The following is a 21,780-nucleotide window of genomic DNA, read 5'->3' as shown; positions in this document are numbered from 1 at the left end:
TTGTTGTATTTATTGTTTTAATCGCTTTAGTCATTTTATTATTCATCAAAAAGTAAGAGCCATCCAATCACGGACGGCTTTTTCGTCATTTCTGCAATCCTTTATAATACTGCCCTTTTTCAGCATACTCACGCACAATGCGTTCCATATCCTTGCGATCCTCATCATTCAGCTCACGCACAACTTTAACAGGGGAACCGAACGCTAATGAGTTGGCTGGAATTTTCTTGCCTGGTGGAACTAAGCTACCAGCCCCGATGAATGCGCCTTCTCCAATTTCAGCCCCATCTAAAACGATAGAACCCATGCCAACGAGTGCACCTTTTTTTACTGTACAGCTATGTAGCGTGACCTGATGACCAATTGTCACTTCGTCCTCTAAAATGAGTGGGAACTGTGGGCTTTGGTGAAGACAACATAGATCTTGAATGTTTACTTTACGTCCGATAATGGTGGGTGAAACGTCGCCGCGAATGACGGTATTGAACCAGATTGTCGACTCAGGTCCAATCGTGACATCACCTGTAATGGTTGTATAGTCTGCGATGAAAACGGATGGATCAATCACCGGTGCTTTATCTTTAAATGGGTAGATCAATGTATTCTCCTCTTTTCTCTGTATCGTGTATAATTATCTTAACAAACTTCAAGTTTATCTTCATTCATCAGGCGTTCAACCGCACGATGAATGAAGATATAGTCGCTGGCGGATGCCCCAAATTTTGAATTGTGCCTTGCACAATTCAAAATTTGGACGCAATTATGCCTTGCACAATTCAAAATTTGGACGCAATTATGCCAAGGCGAAATTGATTGAACAGATAAGGAGTGATGATGTCCATGTGGAAATGGGAAGCGGAGGGGCAGCCGAAAGCTGTCGTGGCCATCGTCCATAATGCGTATGAACATCATAGTCGGTACGCATGGCTTATACAAAAAATGAGAAGTGCTGGTTTTCATGTCGTTACGGGTGATTTACCGGGGCATGGGGCCGAGGGAAAAAGAATCCATGATGAACCATTTGATGGGTATGTAGCCTATGTGAAGAAACTTGTGGCGGTCGGTTTGAACGACAATTTGCCGTTATTCGTTATGGGACATGGACTAGGTGCAACAATTGTGATACGTATGATTCTATCAAAAAAAATTGAATGTGCTGGATTTATTTTCAGTTCACCGTGGTTAACGCTCAAGCACCAGCCACCGAAGTTTTCGACGGTACTGTCAAAATTGACTTCGTCTATGAAAATTAATCATGATATCAGTATTGAGTTGTTGACACGTAACTATGATTTATATGTAGAAGCCCAGCAGGATCGCCAGTATAATCCGGTCGCGACAGCTGGCTGGTTTAAGGAATTGCAAACGTTTATGAAGGCTGTTGCGCAGTATGAAGGAACGATTCATGATACCCCACTATTGGTTCACGTTGGCGGGAACGATAAAATAGCAGATGCTTCACAGACGAGAAAATGGCTGATTCATCAAAACCTTTCAGAATTTCAATATAAAGAATGGAAACACCTCTATCATGATGTATTTCAAGAACCTGAGCGCGAAGAAGTCTACCTTTATACAGAATCATTTATGAATAATGTGTTAAGATCACTTGGATATGTTGTATAAGAAACGCCCGAGTAAGTCTTTTTTATTTCAAACTAAAGGAAGTGTTTTGTTTGACGACAATTGGATTTGTAAGACATGGGGTCACTGCTTGGAATAAAGAAGGACGAGCGCAAGGGAGTTCAGATATCCCACTTGACGACGAAGGCATTGCGATGGCGGAGTCAGTTGCGAAAAGGCTTGCTGAGGAACAATGGGATGTCATTTATACGAGTCCTCTCATCCGTGCGAAAAAGACGGCAGAAATTATTGCAGAAAGTCATTCTGGTGTTTCGCTATTAGAAGATAATCGTTTGCGTGAATTTGGTGGCGGCCAAATTGAAGGGACGACGGAAGTGGAACGACTTGCAAAATGGGGGCAGTCGTGGAGAGAGCTGGAGCTAGGTGTCGAGCCAAATGAAGAAATTATCTCACGTGGAATAGCATTTATTGAAGACATGAAAGTAGCTCATGTAGGCCAACGAGTGCTAGTTGTTAGTCACGGAGGGTTCATCAAGCGATTGATAGGCGCGCTGGTGCCTGAAGAGGATCTTGGAGAAAAAGTGGACAATACGTCGCTAACCATTGTTGAGCTACGTGACGAGGTAAATCTCTGTAGTTTATATAATTGTACAAAGCATTTAGAACTTTATAACAAAATCTAGTTCTGGAATTCATCACTTCATAAAAAATTTTAAAAGCGCCGGCTAATGGCGCTTTTATTTTTTGAATATAAAAGTCAGAATAACTACTCTTGGTGGAAAATTAACTACCTTCAGATAGAATTTTAGATTATAATGAAGGAAATCATGTCGAATGGTGTAGAAGGAGGGGGTTGTGAGATGAAATCTATTAAAGCAAAAATTATTTTGAGTGTATTTTTGTTATTTTTTGTTATTCTTACAATAATAAATCTGGTTGTAAACAATCAAATGCAAAAGCAAACAGAACAAGTATTGTTGAAACAAAGTGAAGTAGCTGTAAAAGAGATGGGGCATGGCATCGAAAACTTTATGTTGCAATATGAAAAGGCCCTTTATCTTTTAACGAATAACCCGGCAGTCACTGAATTTATGGAAAGCCAGTATAGTAATGAGGACGAAGCCAGATTGAACCGTGGTATAGAAATGGCGTTCGCAGATTATATGGAACAGTTGCCAGCAACAGATTTACTATATTTTGGTTTTGATAATAAATATACGAAATTTGTGCCACATCTTGAAATTCCTGGTTTTGATCCTACGACGAGAGTTTGGTATACAGAGGCAAGTGCACAACCCGATCAGGTTGTCTGGTCAAATCCTTATATTGATGCAGCATCTGGTGGATATGTCATTACCGCATCAAAAGCGATGTATCACAACAATTCACTAGTGGGAGTCATTGGTGTTGACATCAGTTTGGAAAATATTACGGAAAGTGTTTCCGAGAGTGATTTTGGATTTGAGGGATACCCGTTTCTATTTGACAGCAGTGGTGGAGCAATTGTGCATCCACTTTTAGTGCCTGAGTCTGAAGAAATGGTGGACTTGACCTATATCACATCCACATTTAGTAATGGTAAATCGGCAGGAATTGAACAGTATACAGAGAATGCAGACAAGATGATAGGTGTTTTCAACAAAGTACCGCATTTAGGATGGACGGTGGGTGCTGCGTTTAAAGAGGAAGCAATTATTGATTCTGTAAGTCAAACCCGCAATTTAATCAGCATCATTTTTATCCTGGCGGCAGTGTTGATTGCCACAATACTGTGGTTCTTCATTTCAAAAATTATTAGCCCGCTCGGCGTCATCCGTTCGGCGATGGACCATGTAGCGGAAGGTGATTTGAATACCTATGTCGATGTAAAATCGAAAGATGAATTTGGGCAGTTGGCTGACAACTTTAATGCGATGACATCCAAAGTAAGGGATACGATTACAGTTGTCAATCGGTCTATTGATGAAGTTCGTCTATCTGCCGAAGGATTGAGTGCATCTGCGGAAGAGACGAATGCGGTGAGTGAACAAATGGCGGGTGCTATCGACGATATCGCGTCGGGAGCTACGAAATCCGCGCAAGATGCGGAAGATGTCACGCAAACGGTTGATCTGTTAGGAAATCAAATTATGGGAATCCATGAAAAAGCAGGTATTATGACGGGTATTGCGACGGAAGCGGAAGAAATTAATAAAGCAGGACATACCCAAGTCAACCAGTTGCGGACGTCGTTCGATGGCTGGAAGACAAACTTACAAACAATGGCAGAGGCTGTCGGCAAGTTGGAAATAAAAGTAAGTGCTATTGGTATTGTAATGGAAACAATTACTCGAATTTCTGCACAGACGAATTTGTTGGCGTTGAATGCGAGTATTGAAGCCGCTCGTGCGGGTGAACACGGTAAAGGCTTTGCAGTCGTTGCGGATGAAGTGCGGAAACTTGCCGAACAATCCACGCGTGCAACGGAAGAAGTGAAAGTAACTGTTCAGGAGCTGCAAAATGGTTCCCGCCAAGTATCCGCACAAATGAGAGAAACAGGTGAAACTTTCCATGAGCAGGAGAAAGTCGTCCAAGATACACAACAGACATTTGGTGAGATTTCTGGGCTGATGAACAAACTAGAACAATCGATTAGTAGTGTCTATGATGAAGTCAATCGGGTTGTTGCACATAAAGAAACTGTCATGCAAACGATTGAAACAATGGCGGCAACAGCTGAAGAAACGGCGGCAGCCAGTGAAGAAATTAGCGCATCGACAGACGAACAACTGCGTGCGATTCGTGAAGTGGCATTAGCGGCAGATACATTGTCTGGGCTAAGCGATGATTTGCATAATGCAATTAGTCAGTTCAAAATCTAACTTGAAAAGCTGCTCTCGAGTAAGTGGAGGGCAGTTTGTATTTTAGGGAACTTTTATGGATTAGCAGGAGTCATATGTGTGAGAATAGAATACAATGTATATGGAAAAACAGCTCAAATATAGGGGACGGAGGAAATTATTTGAAAGATAAAAGCAAAAGTGAACTGGTTTCATGGATACAATCCCTTGCCATTGCATTTATCATCGTCATTGGGGTTCGCCAATTTTTATTTACTCCGGTTATTGTATCGGGACAATCAATGGAGCCGACGTTTGAAAATGACAATAAAATTGTCATCTCCAAAATTCATAAAATCAATCGTTTTGACATGATTGTATTCCATGCCCCTAATTCGGAGGAGGATTTCATTAAAAGAGTCATCGGGCTTCCGGGGGATGTCGTTGTAATGAAAGATGACAAGTTGTACATTAATGGCGAGGAATATGAGGAAGACTATATCCAAGCAAATAAAGATAAGGTATTTGAAGGGCAGAAATTAACGCAAGATTTTGAAGTGGAAGTGCCAGAAGGTTATTTATATGTCCTGGGAGATAATAGAAGGCATAGTATGGATAGCCGGGAACTTGGCGTTATCGATGAGAAGTCAGTCGTTGGTGCTGTGGCATTTAAGTTCTACCCATTTCGTGACATTGGGATTCCGAAGTGATGAATAATCGTTCTGTACTTATCGGTATTGATGGTCTTGGCGGCTCTGGGAAAACGACATACGCTTTGAATTTAAAGCGCGAGTTACAAAATGCAATTGTGATTCATCTGGATGATTTTATTCATACACGTGAGGTTCGGTATAATGACCAATTTAAAGAGTGGTATTGTTATTATTACTTGCAATGGCGATATGATTATTTAATTGAAAAGTTATTAGAGCCTGTGAGAAATGGTTTGGCTGTACATGACACTATTGAATTATACGATAAACCGACGGATAGTTATCGCATGCAGACATTTGATATACCGGTTGGTACAACGGTAATTGTTGAGGGGGTTTTTCTGCAACGTCCTGAATTAAGGGCGTACTTCGATAAGGTCATTTATCTTGAAACAGATCGGGAGACGAGAATGATACGTGCTCTGGACAGAGATGGTTATATTGGAAGTAGCGAGGATATAATACGTCATTATGAGCAACGCTATTTTCCAGCAGAAGACATATATGTGGAGCAATGCAATCCACTAGTGTTGGCGGATGTGGTGGAGAATGAAGTGAAGGGGTGAACGCTATGACATTTCCAACGTTACTAACATCGCGCTTGCGTTTAACTGAAGTACAAGTAGAGCATGCGCCTGCAATTTTCGAGATATTTTCGAACCGTGAAGTACTGAAGTATTATGGTATGGATCCATTTCAGGAGCTAGTGCAGGCCGAAAATATTGTGCGACATTTTAAGAACAGTTTTGATACCAAAAGAGGTATGCGTTGGGCGATTATCAATAACGATGACAATCGATTTATTGGCACAATCGGACTGAATAATTTGTCCCTAGGCATGAAAAAAGCCGAAGTTGGTTTTGAAATTCATCCTGATTTTTGGAGAAGTGGCATCACGTCTGAAGCGTTGCATGCGGTTTTGGATTATTCATTTGAAGAATTGGGGCTTCATCGAATGGGAGCTGTGACGTTTCTAGCAAATGATGCGTCTATTGGCCTTTTAAAGAAACAAGGATTTTTGGAAGAAGGCAAGTTGCGAAGTTATTTGTTCCAGAATGGACAATCACATGATGCTTTTGTGTTTTCATTGTTACGTGAGGAATGGAATGCCTAAGCGAATAGGAAACAGTCAGGAACCTCTACAAGCGTCCATGTGGAGGTTTTTTTGCATGGACGATGTTTGACAACTCTACAAATAAGCGTTCGTATGGTAAATTAAGAGCAGTGCGATGTAGAAGGAGTAACAGAGTGATGACTGATTTTTTTGAGCGAAAAAAGCAACAATTGAATATAGCGTTGAATAATGTACAAAAGCAGGCGGTACTGCAAACGGAAGGACCGCTGCTGTTATTGGCATGCCCGGGGTCGGGTAAAACGACGACGATGATTATGCGCATTGGTTATTTAATTGAGGAGAAGCATGTGGATCCGCGGCGCATTAAAGCTATTACTTTTAGCCGTGCATCCGCACGCGATATGACGGAGCGTTTCAGTCGATTTTTCCCTGAACGAGAGCCAATTGATTTCTCCACGATTCACAGTTTGGCGTTTACGATTGCGCGTAGCTATTTGGCTACTAGTGGCACAACTTTTGACTTGATTGAAGGTGGTGGCAAAGGGCGGCAGTCGGTGAATAAGGCTTTTCTGTTGAAAGGGATTTATAAAGAAGTGCTGAAAGAGGACTGTACAGACGATGAGTTGGCATCTCTTTCAACATTCATTAGTTCCATTAAAAACAGTATGATCCCTCTTGAACAATGGGAGGAATTAAAGGGTCCAGTCGACAAGGCAGGGCGTATGGCACGTAAGTATGAGCAATACAAATCACGAACACCTGGGCATCTGTTGCTCGATTTTGACGATATGCTGACGATTGCGGAACAAGGGCTACGACAAGATGAGCAGTTGGCTGAACGCTTTCGTAAGCTCTATGACTATTTATTGACAGATGAGAGCCAGGATACGTCACTTGTGCAGCATAAGATTGTCGAGCATTTAGTGGCGCATCATGGCAATCTTTGTGTTGTCGCGGATGATGATCAGTCCATCTACACATGGCGTGGGGCGGAACCGGATTATTTGCTGGAGTTTAAGAAGGTGTATCCGGATGCGCAAGTACTGATGATGGAGCGCAATTATCGTTCATCGAAAGAAATTGTCGAGCTGACTTCGAAGTTCATCAAACGGAATCAGAAGCGTTATCCGAAGGACATGCATACGGAAAATAAGGCGAAGGAGCCTATTTATATTAGACAGCTGGATGATTCGAAGCGACAACTTGAATATGTGACGTATGAATTACTCGGTGAAAGCAACTTGAATGAGGTGGCGATTCTATTTCGTAATAATTCCTCCTCGACGATGTATGTCAATGAATTGCATCGGCGGGGGATTCCGTTTTATATGAAAGATGCGGATGACAAGTTTTTCTCTCATTGGATTGTGGAGGACATTTTGAATTTTATGCGCCTCAGTTTTAATACAGAACGCAAAGATATTTTCACAAAAATTGTGATGAAAATGAATGTTTTTATCTCACGAAGTATGCTGACGACGTTTGAAAATACCGCAACGACGGGCAATGTTTTTGATGCCATTATCCAAACGATTGATTTGAAGGACAGCCAAGTGAAGAAGTTGAAGGACTATAAAAAAGGTTATGACGTTATTCCTGATATGCGCCCGGAGCGTGTGATTCAGCTCATTCGTAATGATTTGGGCTACGAGGCTGCATTGAAAAGTAGGGCTGAAAAGTTTGGCTATCGTTTTGATCATCTGTTGGGTATTCTCGATACACTTGAGGGAATCGCATCCCCACTACGCACGATGGTAGAATTTGCGAATCAATTGAAAGAGCTCGAACAAGCCGTTCAACAGGCGAAGTTTCAGCCAGCGGAAAATGCGGTGACATTGTCAACGTTTCACAGTGCGAAAGGGCTCGAATTCCGACGTGTTTTCATGATAGATTTATTAAAAGGCATTATTCCATCAGAGGAAGACGAGGGGGATACGGCGACGTTGGAGGAAGCGCGCCGACTCTTTTACGTCGGCATGACACGTGCAAAAGAGAGACTCGAGTTACTGTCATATCGTCAGGACGAAGGGAAACCGAAAGAGGATTCTAGATTTTTGAATGAAGTGCGGGGGCTGCTACTGAAGCCGAGTAAGGTAGGGAATGAGCCGAAGTCAGTAAAAGTGTCAAAAGCGTCGATTCCAGTGAATCCCAATGGTATTGACGACGGTAATGAGCTTGTCGTTGGTGCAATAGTTAAGCATCGCGTGTTTGGGCAAGGTGAAATTACGGTGCGCGATGGCACTGAAATTCATATTCAATTCGGAGAAATGGAAAAGCGTCTTGATTTGGAAACGGTACTCTCTCTTCGACTACTTGAAATGGTGACGCTATGAAGTCTCTCCTTTGGATTGGTTTGGCAGGAATGGCGGGGGCAATCATACGGGTTGTACTTGGGCAGTTTATCCACAGTGAATCAGGGTTCCCTACAGCGACATTGATGATCAATATTGTTGGGACGTTCACATTATGTTTTATTGTCGCTAGAGCTTTGAGTAAAATTAGTGTCAATCGACAGCTGTATGATGCAGTGACGACGGGATTTTTGGGTTCATTCACAACGTTTTCTGCTTTGACGATGGAGACTGTTTTGTTAGTCGAAAGTGGACAGTTTGTGATGGCTATCTTGTACGTGGCCTTCAGTATTATCGGAGGACTTGCGGCTGGGCTATTCGGCTTTTATCTTGGTAATAAGAAGGTGCGGTCATGACATTTCTTGATATAGTCATGGTGGGTATCGGCGGTTTTTTGGGTGCTATGATCCGTTATGTGATGGCGAAAAAGATGAATCATTCTGCGGGTATTCCTGTTGGAACATTGGCTGTTAATGGGATTGGTGCATTGTTGATTGGCCTGGTCTTTGGGCTAGAATTATCCAGAGGTTGGACATTATTGCTAGCATCAGGCCTTGCCGGTGCGTTGACGACATTTTCCACGTTGAATAAAGAGCTGATTGAGCTGTGGAGAAATGGTGAAAAGAAGAATGCTGTCGGTTATTTGGTGTTGACCTATGGTGGCGGGCTAATACTAGCGGCATTGGGTTATGTAATCGTATAGTATTTAATCAGAAGAAGGATGAATAATAATGACGAAGAAATCTAAGAAAAATAATATTATAAAATCGGCTGCATTGGTAATTGTCATTGCAATTGCAGCGATCTATTTCCCGGAATTATTTGCGGAAGAAGAGGATGTACCGAATAGTCAAGAAAGTGTTCAAGTAGAAGCAAGCACACCTAGTGGTGAAGAGGTCATTAAGGAAGAAGATACGATGCCAGGCCGCGGAGAGTTAATTCCAGTGGAGCTGGTGAAAACGATTGATGGCTTATCACTATAAATACGCACAAATTTATTTTGTACATAATTAAATTATATTGTTGTTGATATAGAGCCATTAGGCTCTTTTTTTATGAAATAGCTTGTACATAATTGTTCACATTGGTAATATAGAATTAAGGTATATCTGAATATTTTAGTAAGTGTGTATTTTGTACATATTAATTGATTGATTAAAGGGGGAGAAAACGATTAATACTTCCAGCAAAAATAATGTTGTAAATATCAATGTGAAATATAATTATGAGTTCATTACTGTGCCTATATGGACTGATTGGGGGAAAACAAAGGACGGTAATATAATGAAAAAGCATACAATCGCTATTGGGCTTCGGGATAAAAATACGGGAGTACATATAATCCATCCAATCAGTAGCTTTATTTTAAGTTGGAGATGGAGAACAAGAGAATTTAATACGAAACGAAAACAAGCTACCAACACCGTTAAGTTTCTAAACTATTTGTTGCAAGAAAAAAAGAACAAAATAAAAAGTCTTGCTGATCTTGACATAGCAACTGGTAATGCTTATCTCAACAGTCTAACTAATGATCACAGAAAAAGGGAAACAATTAAAGATGCCGCTAGAACATTAACCTCATTTTATGTATGGTTGAATCAAAATGATTGTTTGCCCAATGTTGAAGATAATTTTATTGAAAGTAAGAGGCAAGAGAATTCCTATAATGGTCGTACATATTATGAGTCGCTGTTTGATCCGATATTACCCCAACGTACAAGGTCTAATCGCAAGCATTTGTTGCCGGTTAAATATATTCCATTGTTATTAGAAATCAGCATCTTATTTGCTCACCCTATTGCCCTTGGAATTTATCTACAAATTTTTGGTGGATTACGGGCCGGTGAAGTAGTTAATTTAAAAAGAACACAGTTTAGAAAAAAGTTAAATAGTGCTGATTTTTTACTCAACATCAAAGAGCAGCAATTCAGAACAGACATACAAGATAGTTCTGGTTCTAATTACGTTAAAAGAAGTAGAAAGCAACAAATATTCCAAATCAAAGACTGGGGAAATATTCTATTCAGAGATCATGTTGAATTTTATAAAGACAAGGATTTAGATGGTACAGGAGCATTATTTATCAATAGAGATGGGAAGCCTATGACGGGCAAAAGTTATAGTCAGTATTTCTATAAGGTTAAAGCCAAGTTTATCGAGTTTTTAATGGAAAATGGAAGCATAGAAGATAAGGTAGTAGCTACAGATTTACGTCTTACAGATTGGGGAACACATATTGGTCGAGGAACATTTACAAATTTAATAGCAGAGGAAATTGAAAATCCTGCCGAGCTGATGTTTCTTCGCGGTGATAGTGATTTGTTGTCAAGTCTCCCCTACTTAGCGAAAACAGAGCGTGTGCGAAAGAAAGTTGAAGAGCGAATGAATCATATGCACACAGATTATATCCCGCGTCTCATCAATCGAGAAAATAATATTGAAGTGTAGGTGAAAAGTTGACTAAAAATCAAGAACAAGAAAATACAATGTTATCATTGAAGGAAACTGCAGAGTTGTTAGGGATAGTGAAAAGTACGTTATCAAAAAAACTTCGGGATTATTCTATTGAGGGTATTATTAAAGAAAAAACGAAATATTTGATTCCACTATCTTCGATACTAGAATTAAAAAAAGCACTAAATTATAATGATAACTTTGACAAGAATACATATTATTCCACTGTTGAAGTTGCGAAAAAAGCGAATGAAATGGGACTAAATGTAAAAAGGCGGGATGTCAGCAATTGGATTAAAAACGGTAAGGTGATTTCTATTCATCATATGGGTTTTCACTATATACATAAAAACAACCTAAATCAATTAATTGAAAATGTAATTAGCGAAAGAATTATACCCAACGGTTTTTGTAATATCGAAGAAGCATCTGAAATTTTAGGGATGAGTCATGAAACTATTAAAGCGTGGGCTTTCAAAGGAGATATCGAGTCAAAATTTGTTATTACAAATGGTCATAGGCAAACCTTCGTCAAAAAAGATTCGTTGCAAGCAGTAAAAAGGAAAAAGCGTATAAATATGCTCAAAAACTTGCCGTATGTTGATGTAAATAAAATACCCGAAAAAATCGAAAAAAATATTAAACTTAAAATGGACGCCTTCTCTTTGGAAGATTACCTAGTGGCTAAAGATGCAGCAGAACTTCTAGGAATTAAAAAGAATTCATTATGCAGATTTTTAAGAAACGGTAAATTCCCTTCAGCTTTAAAAGTAAAAAACAAGTGGTATATCCCTAAAGAGGAAATTCAATCTAAGCGGAAAAACACTAGGAACAGAACCACCTCAAAAAAAGTCGAGGGGTTTCCCTATTTAACGATATCGAATGTTTCTAACCTATTAAATATTAGTAGATTCAGAACTCGCGAAATTGTGCAGGAAGGCGTATTTCCAAATGTGATAAAGTTCCATGGCGAATTGTTTATTCCTGAAAATGATTTTTTATCTTACCAAGATGGAAATAAAACTACACGAAAAAAGAATCAACATTCACTAAAAAATGAAGAAGTTCCGTCATTACATGAGTATATAACAACAAAAGAAGTGGCAACAGAACTGGATATTTCAACTTCATTAGTACATATTCTAATAAATAAAGGTGAATTCAAAGATGCTATTAAGCCTGGCATAAGATGGCTAATTCCTAAGTCAGATTTGATTGAATATAAAAAGCAGAATGATAACAAGCAAATTAATTCCCAGCTACAACAAGGTTATTTAACAACAAAGGAAGTGGCAAAAGAACTGGATATTATGCTAGAAAGCGTTTGGGTTTTAATAAATAGTGACAAATTCAAAAATGCAATAAAGTCTGGCAATCGCTGGCTAATTCCTAAAGCAAGTATAATTGAATATAAAAAACAGGCAGCTAATAAAATTGCTATAACAAAACCCGATGTGATCAGCGAACTAAATCAAATTATTAATAGTGTTCAAGGGAAAAAGCACATTAGAGAAACACTAAGAATGTACGCCGACTTTGCAACAACAAGAATAAATGCAACAAATGGCAGAATCAATAATGTCCGAAGGGTTTTTAACCATCTTAAAAAGCTTTTTTCTGATATTATAATAGGTCTAGAAATTGAAATTTATGAGTTGCAAGACCAGCACATTGAAGCAGTAATGAAAATTAGCTCCTACTCCCACCCGATTAGAAACCTTTTCTTAAAATTTTTGAAAGAGGCGTTTTTAATTAAAGGGAAAAAAATGAGAAAAAAGTATATTCTGTCAATGAGAGGAAAAATATCAGATGCAGATATAGATTCAGAGAGATATTCACCTGAAGTTTATTATTTGTTTGAGCAGCATGTTAAGGATATAGAAAAACACATATCACCTGCAATTGAAAATAAATTATATGCAAATATGTGGGTTTTGACAACTATGTTACTAACCAATGCTTGGAGACCTAGTGACATAATTTTTGAAATGCCCCGCATTGATATTGAAGTAATTAATGTCACTGGATTTGATTGGTTCAAAAAGAATCGATTGTCTTCGGAACAATGTCAGTTGATTATAAATCAGCTATATCTAAAACTCAATAATGCCCTAGTAAGTAAAACGAAAGCTGATCTTCATTTCCTAATTGCTCCAGATATGGTTACGTGTTTAGCCAATGCCTGTGTTATTTCGGAGTTACATTGTCGGAAATTAAGAAAAAATGATACCGATTTTGAAAAAGAGCATTTATTATTAAGTACGTTTGTTCCGGGCATAACAGAAACCCCAACAACTTCGGGTACAACTTCTCATAAAAAGTTTTTTAAAGATGAACCTAAATTAACTCCTTTTAGTAGTAAAAAGCTACAAAATAGTACTATGACTTATTTATTTCTTGATATTTCGGAAGACGAAAAGGAATCTGAGTTAGCCCTCGAAGTTATAAAGTGGGCGAGGTCCCATGAAGATATAAATGTTACAGCGGGGTATATAAAGCTTACAAATAAAGACGGTTCCCTTGATCGTGTGTCAATAAACTTATTCAAAAGAGGTCATTTTGGTTGGCTATATAACTATATGGTGCAACTCGCTTTTTCAAATACAGGAAACAGCCAATCCCTTGAAGAAAGAACAAAAACGATTGAAGATTTAAAAAAGGAATACACCCCTATTCAACTTGAAAATTGGGCTAAAACTTTATTGGATTATAAGAATAGAAAAGAGTCCGTTGTTAGGCGACTATATAAAATGAATAATGAACAATTAAAAGAAATTGTTGTGAAAATATACAAAGGACAAATGCCTTCCCGTGATGGGTGTGGTCAATGCTTGATCTTTCCGAATTGTCACTTTACCAACAGAAAAACTTGTATTGGCTGCATTAATTTCATCCCTCAACTTCAGCAAGTCCTGATTGAAGCTAAACGAGAGTTTTATAGACTAGTTGATTCAATGAAAAATAGTTATACGGATGCAATTCTTGAACGTGATACAGTTTTCCTATTAAACGTATTGCTTTTATTCAACGAAGCCGCAGAGACATTTGGAGACGATACTGTCAATGGATTTCTCCCGTCCGAAGAAAGAAAAAATGTGGTATACAGTATATCTGAGAAATTAAAATTACCAACAGTCAACACTTAAAGTTTGGAGGTGATTAACTTGGAAATAATTAGAGATATTGATAGACGGGGCATTAGTAAGGTATATGTGAAAGAAAAAGTGTTCTTTAATAAAGATGATATTAAAAGATATATTGATATTTTCGATGAATTAAGAAATGATGGATTCATTATCGCAACTTCATATGAGGCTGTAAGATGGAGGCTCCCGTGCAATGTGGAAAACGCATACATTCCATTAACATTCGATATTGATATGTATAAGGAAATAAAACAGGCTTTAAAAATTTATTCTGTAATATTAATAGCGAAAGGAACATCTTCTAGTTGGGTAAGAAATGTCGTGGATATACTAAAAAAAGCAGTTTTAAAAACAAATGGTTTTAAACAAACTTTACAATTAGAAAAATTTCTCTACAGCGAGGTCAGATCGTATTTCGCTGCAAGAACCATTCTAAGTTTTACTGACTTTTACTTAATTCCAAATATAAAAGAAGTTAGGTTAATCTGTGAAGGTGTACAGATTGAAGAACGTAGAAATAGAGAACTTCCCCTTTTTTTTGATATTTTCATTTTTGATGAAATTGTAAATGACTATTTCAGAAAAACAAGTGAGGAGGATCATTTACGATACAAGCCGATTCAATTATGGTGGGCTATAACAAACATCATTCCAATGCGTCCAAGTGACTTCTTAAAATTAAAAAGCGATTGCGTTAAAATGGATAGCAACGGGCGGTACTGGATCACCCTTTCCCGATCTAAAAAAGTAAAACAATCTGTGAGGGATACCCCTCCCCTTCAGACCATTCAAATTAATAAAGAGATTTTTGATTTGATTAGTAATTTTAATTTTGATTTATTTAAGATTGGCATAAAATCGGATTACCTTTTGCCTCAATCCTTTTACAAAGTAATTAGTTTTATCAAAACTGATAGAACTAGAAATGTCGTAGAAGATCGTTGGGTTCGTAATCAGTTTCTATCAATTTTAAAACACTTTCACACTAAAATAGTTCAAGGATTATATCAAGAAGAGTATACAATGGAGATCTTGCCTTCACATACAAGACACTTAGCCATAATAAATTTATTTTTACAAGGGTTCAATATGCTCTCAATTGCAAAAATGGCAGGACATGACGAACTTAATTCGCAAAGTAATTATTACAGTCATGCGGAGAATTTTGTAGAATCATACGTCCATAATCTTGTTAAATCTGGTCTCACTGATAAAATCGGAAGTAAAATGGGCGATGGTTTTATTGGTTGGAGGCGTGAAGCCATTGACAGAGGTAAAAAGTATTCATATATGGAAGCTGAAGAATTATTCCGTAAAGTTGATTATGGCTTCTGTAGGGATAAAGATGATTTTCCAAATAACTGTGGTGAAGATTGTCGCCCTTGTTACTTCTATATTTTTAAACCGAGTATAAATGATTATGATAAGGCAATTAAATGGCTTGAAGATTATTCGAAAGATATTGGCACTGAAATAAAAGATGTAGTTCAAACGATGATTTCAACAAGTCAAGCATTGTCTAGTTCTTATCGTCCCGATCTAGATGAATCTTTGAAGTCAAAATCCCGCCAATTGCAACAACTAATGGATCATAAGGCCCTAGTGGAATATAAATTATTGGGGGATTATCTGAATGAGTGATAAAACTACTAAGATACAAAAAGGAAAAAAACGTGGACCAAAAGTTAAGGTTAGCGATGAACAAATGAAAGAGCTTGCTTTGCAAATTAAGAATAAATCTAAACAACAACAATTAACATATTTGATGCTCGAAAAGGAAAGTGGAATTGGTCGTAATACTTGGAAGAGGAGATTGGAAGATTTTATCCAAGAATTAAATCAACCAATATTAAGAAACTTTGGATATACCGATAGTGATGAAATTTATTTCCCTAATATTGAAAGTATCTTTGAAGCATACGGAAGTAATAAACAACGAATTATAAACGAATTGCATCATTTCGAATTATTGTTTCAAGAGTTATATGAAGAAAGAAATGTTCTAAAGGAAAAGTTGAATAGATTAGAAAGTTTCAAGGATAAGATGGAGGAATATACAAAGGCTGTTGCCGATTTGCAGCAAGAGGTTAAGCACTATAAAACTCTTTACGAGCAAATAATGGTATCCAGTGTAGAGCCACACCTTAGGGATGAATTGGGCATAAAGGATAATTTACTAGATTTAAATACTCATTTAGAAAAAAACGCCTCCTTAAATAATCTTCAACAACATTTCCCGGTAGTTCGGGATCATGATGAGGATTCCGATGAAACTACTAGAAATAAAAATATGGAAGCATTAAAGGATCAATTTAAAAACTTATTTTGAAAGTAAGAGGATTTGAGTATTTTGAAAAGATTATTGTATTGTATCAATATCCGTTCTGCCCACATTTTCAACCTCAGTGGTGTTGCGCGGGTTTTGTGCTATATGAATGGCCAACGGGTCATAATAGTAGAGTAACCAATTTACAATATAGTAATTTTATTTAATAGAAGATGTTTTCCCTATTCTTTAAGCTATTCCTAGTATCTTTTCACCATCAAACGTGTTACTTAGTGTCGAACGTTGTTGTATAATAATTTATATATGCAGAGTAATCTAAAGACTCAGTGAAAAAAGAAGCGATAATCTTTGAAAATGACATAAAGAAGACGAATACAGTTTTTTTAAAACTAGTTAGCTAAGAAGGGGGATATAGTAATGAATTTTAGAGGAAATCGATGGTATAAATGTGACTTGCATCTGCATACACCAGAAAGCAAATGTTTCCCTGACAAACGTGTAAGTGCAGAAGATTGGGTACAGGCTTGCTTGGATAAAGGACTAGAAGTGGTAGCAGTCACAGACCATAACAGTGGTAATTATATTGATGAGATCATTGAAGCTGCGAAAGGTACGAAATTAACAGTATTTCCTGGGGTGGAGATTACTTGTGATACTTCAAAAGTTCATTTATTAATCTTGTTTGATAAGGATAAGCGTTCGAGAGATATTAATGGATTCCTAAATTATTGTGGAATCACAGAAGATAAATTTGCAGAACAAGACGCGACCGCGGAGGGAAATATTTACGAAGTTGCAGAAAAAGCTAATTCTCGCGGCGCTATTGTTATCCCAGCTCATATCGATGAGTATAGTGGCATCTCTGTAACGAGTTACCAAACAATGCAAACATTCTTAAATTTACCTTTTATCAATGGCGTTCAAGTTGTTAACGAGGAACTATATAACCAAGAAAATTATTCTACTCAAGAGCTTCTTGAAGCGCTTATTGAACGATATCCTCGAGTTAACGAAGAGCTTATAAGAGAGTGGAGTAATGCAGTGAGGCTGTCGAAGGAAAGCAAAAAGGCAGTTCTTACTTTTTCGGATAATCCAAGTGCTCCGGCACAAAGTAATCACGGTCTCTGGGGAATTGGAAATAGACACACTTGGATTAAAATGGAGGAAGAGGTATCGTTGGAAAGTCTAAGGCACGCTTTATTAATGCCGGATCAGAAAATTAGGAACGATTTTGATTCTCCTTCCACCCCTTATTCTAAACCAGAGTATATTATCAAAGGAGTAGTGATTAATAAAACTGTTTTAAACCCGGAAAATCCTATACAAATTCAACTTAGCCCCCAATTAAATACCATTATTGGTGGACGTGGAACTGGCAAATCTGCAATAAATCGAATCATCCGTGGGTTATTGGATTCTAATGGTGACCTAGTAGACTTTAGCGAACTACACAATGAACAATCATCTTTCTTTAAACTTTCTGAATCTATTGGATTAGGGGAAGAGAAAAAAGGAGTCTTAACAAGTGAGACGGAAATAGAACTTTTTCTCGAAAGATTGGGTCGTACATACAAAATTGTTCACTCCAATTTTCAAAGAGGACAGTTCAATAAAACCGTTTACAAATTAAATGATGAAGGGGTTTTTGAGGAATCTAATGATTCCATTTTGGAACTGTTTCGAGCTGAGATTTATTCCCAAAAACAAATATATCAGATAGCTACACGTCCTAATGCCCTAAGGGAGAAAATTGACCAATCTATTGATCCTTTAGCTGAACATTTAAATTCGTTAAGAGGGATTCAAGATAAATATTTTGAAACAACTGCTAAAATAAGATCCTTGAAAAATCGAATAGGCAAAAAAGCAAGAATTGAATTGGAAAAAGATGATATTAATGAAAGGCTATTGGGATTCGAAGAAAAGGGCTATCAAACTATACTGCAAAAACAGAAAGAAGCTGAAAATGATAACTCTCTTTTGCAAATTATCACCAAAGATTTGGAGCAGAAAGAAATTAGATTAAGAGAATTTATGGATGAACTCTCTTACCTAGATTTTGATACATTTGAATTTTCAGCGGAGGCGGCTGATGAGTTAAAAACGATTCTAGCTAGGAACTCTACAGAATTCCAAGAAGCTATTACGAAAATTACAGAAGCAAGCCTGCATCTATCTACTGCAAAGGAATCCTTAACGCAAGCAATTAATAGCTCTAATTGGAATCAACAATTCCAAATGGTTAAACAGGAATATAAAACTTTACAAGAGGAGTTGACTGCAGAAGAGTTACACGACTTAGGTAATATAGAAGACCTCTCTAATCAATTAATAAAAAAAGAAAAGGAACTCGAAGATATTGAAAAAAATGAGGAAGAATTAGACCTTCTATCAGAAGAGTTACAAAGTCTTTCGGATTCCTATCTGAGATTAAGAAAACAAGTCACTGCTCTTCGAATTGGATTTCTACAAACTATACTTGTTGGTACTCCGAATATCAAAATTGAAGTGAAGCAGTTTCGTGATTCAGAGAACTATGAGGCCGAGTTAAGAAAGGTTTTTCAAAGACCAGATAGATTTGCCGATGATTTTCAAATCATTAATTCTTTCCTGTTTAATGGTTCTATGGAGCAAAAGATTCAGGAATTGCGTGAGTTGATAACCACAATTAAAGAAACGAACCAAAATAATGCAAGGTTTTCCGGGAGATTCAATACCTTAATTAAGGGTCTTAATGATGAACAAATCGACAAGTTTAGACTTCTCTACCCAGAAGATAAAATTGAGGTCAAATACAAAGCGAATGAAGTATCAGAATTTAAATCCATCTCTAATGCTTCGGCAGGCCAAAAAACGTCTGCAATACTAACCTTTCTTTTATCTTATGGGTCTACACCTCTCCTATTGGATCAACCAGAGGATGATTTAGATAACCAACTTATCTATGAATTAATTGTAAATCGTTTAGCCTATACGAAAACCAAACGCCAGATTATTACTATTACCCATAATGCAAACATTCCTGTCAATGGTGATTCTGAATGGGTAGTAGCAATGAATTCCGAAAGCAAGGATTTGCAAGTCCTATATGAGGGTTCGATTGAAAATCAGAGTATTAGAGATGCAATATGTAATATAATGGAGGGTGGAAGTGAGGCATTTAAAATGAGGGCCAAACGGTATAAGTTAGAGATTTAAATGACCTGATTGTTAACGCTTTTTAAGTACAGTGAATTAATTCAAGTACACCTGTTTTATTATTAGAACAGGTGTATTTTAATTAACCTCCAGGAAATATGTTGATCTCTTTAAAAACGTGTAGCTAAAGTGAAGAAGTTGATTTTATTATATTTTTTAGACTTTACTATTGATAAAATTCACCCCCAAAAATGAGGAGGTCATCATGTCAGAAGCTCAGTCATCCAAGTTATTAACTCGCGATGGCAGCAGGGATTAAGGATGGACGTATCCACATTGATCGGCTACACATGAAGAAGTGACTGTCATGGTTTATCGTAGTTTTGAAATAATAAGAACTGAATAAGAACAAAGCTGAAAAAAGTTTCTGAAGCAGACTAATGGAGTAGGTTTCTGTTATCTAACATAAAAGATTTTAAGAGATTGTAATAGATTTTGAGCACAAATCCTAACTATATTAAATAACGCATAAGTGGGGAGTGATGACTTAACATGGAATATGAGGTCAAGATGGATTTCTACCGGGATTGGATTTCTCATCTAAGAAAAATTTTAGAACAAGCTGGATATATCCCTGCTACAAATCAAGAAGATGTCAGTACGCAGTACTTTAACCTTCTTCGAAGATTGATTCCTGTTGTACCACGTAAGGTTCTCATTGCAAAAGAGTTCCAGTGTCCTCATGAACTGCAATCCGGTCTAAATATTATCAAAGAGAAAATCGAACAAGGTATAGATTTGCGTCCTCATTTAAGCAGATTAATTGCAGATTTAACTTATGACGATGACCTGCTTAACGATTGGGATATTCACCATTTACATTTGGGTACCATTTTAGAGGCAGATGGATTTGTGGAAAGAGATGATCTATTGTTGTTTGTGCGGTTCGATGAACATAATGCTTATTTCATAAATGTTATGGGACACAGAAGTTGGACTAATCAAGATATGATTCGTATTATTCATCGAAACTGGCCGGAATCAATTGAGCGTTTTAGACTTAAAGAAGCTATAAGCCTTAATAAGTCGGTAACAGATAAGGACATAAAAGTATTTCGTAAAGCTCATAGTGTCTATTTTATTGAGCCTGAACCAGGAGTTATCTATGCACCACCAGGGATGGGCCTTACGACAGCCGGAATTGGTGTTGAAGTAGTTAGGGTCAGTGACCATTATGCTGTGCTCATGGGGCGATATGAAGATGTTATAAAAGAGAACATTGATGAGCTTACAGAAATGATGAAAGATGAAGGTGTGAACCCGGGCAAACATCTTTCATTTATTTTGAAGATTGAAGAAAAAAACGTTCTTGCCTATGAAGAAAACCACAATGTTACTATAAATCTTGGTGAGTTATAGTAAATCGCATTTGAACAGTTTAAATTATAGGGTTAGTATATTGAGCTAACAGGTAGGAAAATTTTAAAAATATTTGATAAATTGACGGTATTTGTAAGTGCTTAGAAACAGTGGTACCAGTCTAGTGTTGGACCTAAGGGAATATTATTATTCTGAACTCGAATCTTCTTGAATAGAAAAGTGATACAAGGCTTGAAGTCATTGATTTTTTTAGATGACGGATAGCGTTTATTCAAATGGGTTGCTCTTTGTATTGAACTTATTTTAATAACTACAGTATTTGTTGATTAAGCTGACAAAAAATAAATATTCAATGCCTTAGATTGGAAATAAACAGCTTGTGATTTTTTTACAAGCTGTTTATTATTTTTCGTTATAGGTACTAAAGATCTCTGTTGCAACGTTTAATAGCATACGGATCTCGGCTTCGCTTTTACTATCGATTAAATTAAACAGTAGCATCAATAGCTCTTTTTTTTCAAAGTACTGCTGGCCAGTATTTACGACTTCAAAATTAAAAATAGTCGCAGGTACTTCTTCTAAGCCTTCAATTATTTTTTCTAATGTCTGTAAAGTAATATTCCTGTCTCCTCTTTCTATACTTGCTAAATATGATGTTTGAAGACCACACTTCTCTGCCAATTGATCTTGAGTCAATTTTTTCGTTTTTCTAATCTCTTTAATATTGATGCCGACTAACTTTACTAAGCTATCCAAAATATCACCTCACCTTAAGACTATGGGAGGTTTGGAAAATCTTACAGATACATATAATATAACTTTGTTTGATTTAT

18 protein-coding genes are annotated in these 21,780 nt (G+C 37.2%); 16 read left to right on the top strand and 2 right to left on the bottom strand.

What is annotated here, in order from left to right:
- Positions 1 to 85: 85 nt before the first annotated feature.
- The gene (locus R2B72_RS15665; RefSeq protein ID WP_318617654.1) at positions 86 to 598 is read right to left on the bottom strand and encodes a gamma carbonic anhydrase family protein; all 513 of its coding nucleotides are present in this window, start codon (positions 596 to 598) and stop codon (positions 86 to 88) included.
- 242 nt (positions 599 to 840) lie between these two features.
- Between R2B72_RS15665 and R2B72_RS15660 the strand changes: the two genes are divergently transcribed.
- The 16 genes from R2B72_RS15660 to R2B72_RS15585 all read left to right on the top strand — a co-directional run bounded on the left by R2B72_RS15660 (position 841) and on the right by R2B72_RS15585 (position 20,986).
- Positions 841 to 1,626: an alpha/beta hydrolase gene (locus R2B72_RS15660; protein ID WP_318617653.1), complete on the top strand. Its 786-nt coding sequence runs from the start codon at positions 841 to 843 to the stop codon at positions 1,624 to 1,626.
- 41 nt (positions 1,627 to 1,667) lie between these two features.
- Complete coding sequence (locus tag R2B72_RS15655; RefSeq protein WP_412177866.1) at positions 1,668 to 2,267, top strand: histidine phosphatase family protein; 600 nt, start codon at positions 1,668 to 1,670, stop codon at positions 2,265 to 2,267.
- 177 nt (positions 2,268 to 2,444) lie between these two features.
- Positions 2,445 to 4,445: a methyl-accepting chemotaxis protein gene (locus R2B72_RS15650; RefSeq protein ID WP_318617648.1), complete on the top strand. Its 2,001-nt coding sequence runs from the start codon at positions 2,445 to 2,447 to the stop codon at positions 4,443 to 4,445.
- Between the two features lie 140 nt (positions 4,446 to 4,585).
- Entirely contained in the window at positions 4,586 to 5,113 is a 528-nt protein-coding gene (gene lepB / locus R2B72_RS15645) for a signal peptidase I (RefSeq protein WP_318617647.1), read from the top strand.
- On the top strand, positions 5,113 to 5,682 hold the full coding sequence (locus R2B72_RS15640) for an AAA family ATPase (RefSeq protein ID WP_318617646.1): 570 nt from the start codon (positions 5,113 to 5,115) through the stop codon (positions 5,680 to 5,682). The genes lepB and R2B72_RS15640 overlap by 1 nt, the downstream gene beginning before the upstream one ends.
- Positions 5,683 to 5,687: 5 nt before the next feature.
- A complete protein-coding gene (locus R2B72_RS15635) occupies positions 5,688 to 6,230 on the top strand; it encodes a GNAT family protein (protein WP_318617645.1) in 543 nt (180 codons plus the stop codon).
- A gap of 137 nt (positions 6,231 to 6,367) precedes the next feature.
- Positions 6,368 to 8,524, top strand: coding sequence for an ATP-dependent helicase (locus R2B72_RS15630; RefSeq protein WP_318617644.1), 2,157 nt, complete (start codon positions 6,368 to 6,370; stop codon positions 8,522 to 8,524).
- Positions 8,521 to 8,898: a CrcB family protein gene (locus tag R2B72_RS15625; protein WP_318617642.1), complete on the top strand. Its 378-nt coding sequence runs from the start codon at positions 8,521 to 8,523 to the stop codon at positions 8,896 to 8,898. The genes R2B72_RS15630 and R2B72_RS15625 overlap by 4 nt, the downstream gene beginning before the upstream one ends.
- Positions 8,895 to 9,245 (top strand): CrcB family protein, encoded by a 351-nt coding sequence (locus tag R2B72_RS15620; RefSeq protein WP_318617641.1) that lies wholly within the window; start codon positions 8,895 to 8,897, stop codon positions 9,243 to 9,245. The genes R2B72_RS15625 and R2B72_RS15620 overlap by 4 nt, the downstream gene beginning before the upstream one ends.
- 28 nt (positions 9,246 to 9,273) lie before the next feature.
- Positions 9,274 to 9,525, top strand: a complete 252-nt coding sequence (locus tag R2B72_RS15615) for a hypothetical protein (protein WP_318617640.1) — start codon at positions 9,274 to 9,276, stop codon at positions 9,523 to 9,525.
- A gap of 301 nt (positions 9,526 to 9,826) precedes the next feature.
- Positions 9,827 to 10,990 carry a hypothetical protein gene (locus R2B72_RS15610; protein ID WP_318617639.1) on the top strand — a complete coding sequence of 388 codons (1,164 nt, stop codon included), beginning with the start codon at positions 9,827 to 9,829 and terminating at the stop codon, positions 10,988 to 10,990.
- Positions 10,991 to 10,998: 8 nt separating this feature from the next.
- Complete coding sequence (locus tag R2B72_RS15605; protein ID WP_318617638.1) at positions 10,999 to 14,142, top strand: helix-turn-helix domain-containing protein; 3,144 nt, start codon at positions 10,999 to 11,001, stop codon at positions 14,140 to 14,142.
- Between the two features lie 18 nt (positions 14,143 to 14,160).
- Complete coding sequence (locus R2B72_RS15600; RefSeq protein ID WP_318617637.1) at positions 14,161 to 15,783, top strand: hypothetical protein; 1,623 nt, start codon at positions 14,161 to 14,163, stop codon at positions 15,781 to 15,783.
- Positions 15,776 to 16,471, top strand: coding sequence for a hypothetical protein (locus R2B72_RS15595; RefSeq protein WP_318617636.1), 696 nt, complete (start codon positions 15,776 to 15,778; stop codon positions 16,469 to 16,471). Before R2B72_RS15600 ends, R2B72_RS15595 begins: the two co-directional genes overlap by 8 nt.
- 375 nt (positions 16,472 to 16,846) lie before the next feature.
- Entirely contained in the window at positions 16,847 to 19,627 is a 2,781-nt protein-coding gene (locus R2B72_RS15590) for a TrlF family AAA-like ATPase (protein WP_318617635.1), read from the top strand.
- A gap of 492 nt (positions 19,628 to 20,119) precedes the next feature.
- Entirely contained in the window at positions 20,120 to 20,986 is an 867-nt protein-coding gene (locus R2B72_RS15585; protein ID WP_318617634.1) for a hypothetical protein, read from the top strand.
- 363 nt (positions 20,987 to 21,349) lie between these two features.
- Here the strand turns inward: R2B72_RS15585 and R2B72_RS15580 are convergent, their stop codons facing one another.
- Complete coding sequence (locus tag R2B72_RS15580) at positions 21,350 to 21,703, bottom strand: helix-turn-helix transcriptional regulator (protein WP_318617633.1); 354 nt, start codon at positions 21,701 to 21,703, stop codon at positions 21,350 to 21,352.
- Positions 21,704 to 21,780 lie beyond the last annotated feature (77 nt).

The organism is Sporosarcina sp. YIM B06819, from assembly GCF_033485175.1.
In the GTDB taxonomy this organism is placed as follows: Bacteria; Bacillota; Bacilli; order Bacillales_A; family Planococcaceae; genus Sporosarcina.
Note: the sequence above shows the minus strand (reverse complement) of the source record. Positions and strands in the feature narration are given on the sequence as shown.

Coding starts and splice junctions, on each gene's coding strand:
- R2B72_RS15610 (WP_318617639.1), top strand. CDS start 9,827: ATGAAAAAGCATACAATCGCTATTGGGCTTCGGGATAAAAATACGGGA.
- R2B72_RS15630 (WP_318617644.1), top strand. CDS start 6,368: ATGACTGATTTTTTTGAGCGAAAAAAGCAACAATTGAATATAGCGTTG.
- R2B72_RS15590 (WP_318617635.1), top strand. CDS start 16,847: ATGAATTTTAGAGGAAATCGATGGTATAAATGTGACTTGCATCTGCAT.
- R2B72_RS15640 (WP_318617646.1), top strand. CDS start 5,113: ATGAATAATCGTTCTGTACTTATCGGTATTGATGGTCTTGGCGGCTCT.
- R2B72_RS15620 (WP_318617641.1), top strand. CDS start 8,895: ATGACATTTCTTGATATAGTCATGGTGGGTATCGGCGGTTTTTTGGGT.
- R2B72_RS15660 (WP_318617653.1), top strand. CDS start 841: ATGTGGAAATGGGAAGCGGAGGGGCAGCCGAAAGCTGTCGTGGCCATC.
- R2B72_RS15635 (WP_318617645.1), top strand. CDS start 5,688: ATGACATTTCCAACGTTACTAACATCGCGCTTGCGTTTAACTGAAGTA.
- R2B72_RS15650 (WP_318617648.1), top strand. CDS start 2,445: ATGAAATCTATTAAAGCAAAAATTATTTTGAGTGTATTTTTGTTATTT.
- R2B72_RS15595 (WP_318617636.1), top strand. CDS start 15,776: ATGAGTGATAAAACTACTAAGATACAAAAAGGAAAAAAACGTGGACCA.
- R2B72_RS15585 (WP_318617634.1), top strand. CDS start 20,120: ATGGAATATGAGGTCAAGATGGATTTCTACCGGGATTGGATTTCTCAT.
- R2B72_RS15615 (WP_318617640.1), top strand. CDS start 9,274: ATGACGAAGAAATCTAAGAAAAATAATATTATAAAATCGGCTGCATTG.
- R2B72_RS15625 (WP_318617642.1), top strand. CDS start 8,521: ATGAAGTCTCTCCTTTGGATTGGTTTGGCAGGAATGGCGGGGGCAATC.